Source organism: Okeania sp. SIO2F4 (assembly GCF_010672385.1).
Lineage (GTDB): Bacteria > Cyanobacteriota > Cyanobacteriia > Cyanobacteriales > Microcoleaceae > Trichodesmium.
This window is the reverse complement of record NZ_JAAHGT010000915.1, coordinates 1-3,868: the sequence shown is the minus strand read 5'-3', so window position 1 is coordinate 3,868 and position 3,868 is coordinate 1. Positions and strand designations below refer to the sequence as shown.

The following is a 3,868-nucleotide window of genomic DNA, read 5'->3' as shown; positions in this document are numbered from 1 at the left end:
CTATTGTCCAATAGATGAATAGAAGATCAATCTTTGATATAAAAAGGCTGAAAATTTTGCCTGTAAAGGCTTTGATGCTTTTAACTATTGTCCAACAGATGAATAAAACATCAATCTATAGAAAGAGGGTGATATAGCTGCCACTAGGTTCACCTTTCATGTCGGGGACAACCGAAAAGTGGAACGGATGTTAAGAACGATACTTTCATGCAACAAAGCCCATCCAAACTATTAAATGGGAAGTAAAATTAAATATTTATAGATAAGTGCTATTCATCGCGAATGCTTCCATCTGGCATTATAGTGTTACGGAAGAATACTTCTCCAAATTTTGCTCCTTCCAAGTTAGCTCCAGTTAGGTTTGCTTCATACAAAACAGTCGATTCTAGAACAGTATAACTAAGATTGGCTTTGGTTAAGTTAGAACCCCTGAAGCTCGTATCGTTCAGGTTAGTAACGCTCAGGTTGGCATTGCTCAGGTTGGCACCAGGAAAGGTCGTCGAGCCTAACCGTGCTTCTCTGAGGTCAGCACCGCTCAGGTTAGCATCATCAAGACCAGATTGGAATAAGTCAGCCCCCCTCAAGTTAGCACCACTAAGGTTAGCTTTATCTAAACACATTTGCTTGAGATCGGCGCCACTCAAGTTAGCATTACTCAAATCTGTCTCCATTAAGTAAGGGGAAATATATTCAGCGTTACTCAAGTTAATGCCACTCAAATTGTAACCACTTAAGCCTAGAGCATCATCCTCATCGTAGTCGATATAGACTCCAGGAAAATCTCTTTCCCCTTCAGCATAACGCCTGAGTAATTCTTCTTTTGTGATTCTAACGGGACCACATTTAGGAGCCTCATTGCCGATACTTCTATCTGGCAAGATGGTATTATTAAAAATAGCTCCATCGAAAATGGCTTCTTCTGCATTGGCATCTGTGAGATTAGCATTAGTAAGATTGGCGTTCTCAAAGATGGTTTTTCTCATAATCGCATTGCTGAGAGTGGCATCTGTCAGGTCTGCATAATTAAAACCCGCATAACTCATGTCGGCAGAACTGAAATTAGCTCCAATCAAGATGGTATTGTCAAAGAAAGTGCCATCCAAATAAGTATCAGTACCACTAAAATTTGCTTGACTCAGATTTGCACCTTCTAAATGTGATATCTCTAAAGTTACGTTTTTTAAGTTAGCACCACTAAGGTTGGCATCCCTCAAATCAATAGAGTTTATTTTAGCTCCCTCTAAATCGGCTCCTTTTAAATTTGCCCCACTCAATGTTATGTGCTTCAATTGAACTCCTTTAAGACTCGCCCCCTTGAGAGTGACTCCTGTAAAGTCTGTCCTACCTACCTCTAGCAGTTCTAGAAATTCTTGTGCGTCCATAATTTTTCTCCCAATATAGTTCTATATCATTAACTTCAAAACTAACTAAACTACAAAAATGGTGTTTTAGATATCCGTAAAATGAATGTAGCATTGGCAAGTGTTGATGAACCTCCTTTTTCAGAGGAATAAATTGCATTTCTATATCAAAAAACAAGAGAAAAAGACTTCACTTGGGAAAGGTTTATTGAAGTCTTATTAGTAATTTAATATTCAGGGTTGTTCTAGCTAAGAAAGAATTGGTTAGGACATAGAATAATGATGAATCTTAGACTAGGAAAATTTGGAAAAACTTTTCCCTGTTCCCTCTCTATAACAACAAAAGCTTAAAATTAATCTTCCAATTCCGCCATAGCAATTTTCACTTTTTCCTTACCCTCAGAATTATTCTCTTCCTCAAACAATTTTAAAGCTTTTTCAAAAGATCTTAATGCTTCTCTTTTACGTTCTCTACCTTTAAGAGCTAACCCCATTTTATAATGACCATCTGCATTCTCAGGATTTCTCTTAATTACTTGCCGATACATAATTATTGCTTGTAAATAATCCTGCTGTTCTAAAAGTATCTCTGCAGCAGCAAACCTAGCTTCCACTAAATCAGGATTAGCATAAGCAGCTCTTTGATAAAATTTCAAAGCACCTTGAATATTATTCTGCGCTTGATAAATTTCCGCAATTTGAAACTGAATATCTCCATTTCGAGGTTCTAGACGAGAGGCTAATTTCAGAGCAGCTAAACCGCCATTAGTATCTCCAGTAGCGAGTAGAGCAGTTCCCAACTTGATTTGTATCCCTGCATCTCTCGGTGATAATTGCACAGCTTGTCGCACTGCTGCCAATGCTTCAGGAAAGCGCTTTTGCTTAAGTAATACTAAACCCATTGCAGCATGAGCTTCAGCATTCTGAGGATTAGACTTAATTGCTACTTGATATGCAACGATCGCCTCATTGTATTTCTCCTGGCGAAACAATGCAGCAGCTAATCCTAAATGAGCATTAATATTATTGCGGTCTAGCAAAGAAGCACGACGATAAGCTTCAATTGCAGCCTGATAATTTTCTAATTTGGCCATACTATACCCCAAACCATATTGAAAATTTGCGTTATGAGGATCTATGGCGATCGCCTGTTGATAAAACTGAACTGCTGCTTGGAAATTTTCTTGTAGTGCTTCCAAGTAGGCAATACCGGAATATATTTGTGCATTCTTGGGGTCTAAACGTGCTGCCTGTTGATATATTGTTATGGCAAGTTGATAATTTCCCGCATCTGCTAATTCACGTCCTTGACGTAGTAGTTTATCTAACTTTGAACTCGCAGCTTGATTAGTTTGAGCTAATAATTTGACCCCACAAGTTGGAAAAGTATAGGAGGTGTCATTTGCCTTTTGGTCTATTTGTTGACAAGGAACTCCATAAACAATAGAAGGAATAGTGGCTGTTATTGTGGCCACTATTAGACTATTTAATATTGATATTGTTTGTTTATACACGGCTAGTCTCAAATATTAGGTGTTTATAGAAATTATTAATCATATCACTTTGTTCAGGAATTCCCTAGAAAGTTGGGAATGAAAGTTTCCCAGAAAGCTCTGGCCATTATTGAATTACGCGATCGCGAAAACAACTCAATCACTTCGTCAAATGAATATGTTTTTTTGAAAGCCAATAAAATTGTAAACCGAAGTAGCGATCGCCAGCCTGGTTTTAATCATCTACTCAACTTCATCCAATAGGTCAAAAGTAAAGATTCGGTATTGTTTAGATTAGACAGTATTTGAAGCCAATATCAATCATCTCACTTGTTAATATTTACAACAACTTGAGCCTGAGCAAGGATGAAATTTACTCTTGAGAGATTAAATCAGGACTTATGCAAAGACACTATATGTAGCGTACTTGCTTAAGTTTGGTAGGTATTGCTCTTGTTTAAAAATCTTCTGCTCACATCACAGTTGAGTCATGCTAATCGTAGTCCAATAGTAATTATAAAAAAATCAGGAAAAATATTGTTATCGAATATAAATATGGCTGGTTGAAAAAAATAAATTATTATCTAATTGTCTTTTGGTTTATTTGAACTAAAATATGAATTTTAATTATATTGATACTATACCAATATTTACTCTCATTCCACACAAATTATACTATCACAAATCTAGTAAATCACTTAGAAAAAATTAGCCATGATACAATTAATCGTTATTTAAGAAGAGAAGCTTTAAACTCCCTAGATTTATGGCGAAATTTCCAAGAATAAATTGTTACTGATACAGATGATTATCTGATTTTCGATGATACAGTTATTAATCATAAATTTTCTAATAAAATTGAACTTTTCCGTCGCCAATATAGTGGTAATGAACATCAAGTAATTAGAGGCATAGGAGTAGTTAATTGTATCTATTTTAACCCCCAAGCTGAACAATGCGCGGATTATAGATTATCATATTTATGACCCATATACTGACAAAAAAACAAAAATA

The 3,868-nt window shown here is 36.1% G+C and carries 3 protein-coding genes; 1 reads left to right on the top strand and 2 read right to left on the bottom strand.

Annotated features, from left to right (window positions below):
- Positions 1–269: 269 nt before the first annotated feature.
- Entirely contained in the window at positions 270–1,382 is a 1,113-nt protein-coding gene (locus F6K22_RS34900) for a pentapeptide repeat-containing protein (protein ID WP_293109019.1), read from the bottom strand.
- A gap of 332 nt (positions 1,383–1,714) precedes the next feature.
- Positions 1,715–2,836: a tetratricopeptide repeat protein gene (locus tag F6K22_RS34895; protein ID WP_293109016.1), complete on the bottom strand. Its 1,122-nt coding sequence runs from the start codon at positions 2,834–2,836 to the stop codon at positions 1,715–1,717.
- A gap of 117 nt (positions 2,837–2,953) precedes the next feature.
- Here F6K22_RS34895 and F6K22_RS34890 point away from each other — a divergent pair, with 117 nt between their 5' ends.
- Complete coding sequence (locus F6K22_RS34890) at positions 2,954–3,118, top strand: hypothetical protein (RefSeq protein ID WP_293109013.1); 165 nt, start codon at positions 2,954–2,956, stop codon at positions 3,116–3,118.
- The last annotated feature ends 750 nt before the right edge of the window (positions 3,119–3,868 follow it).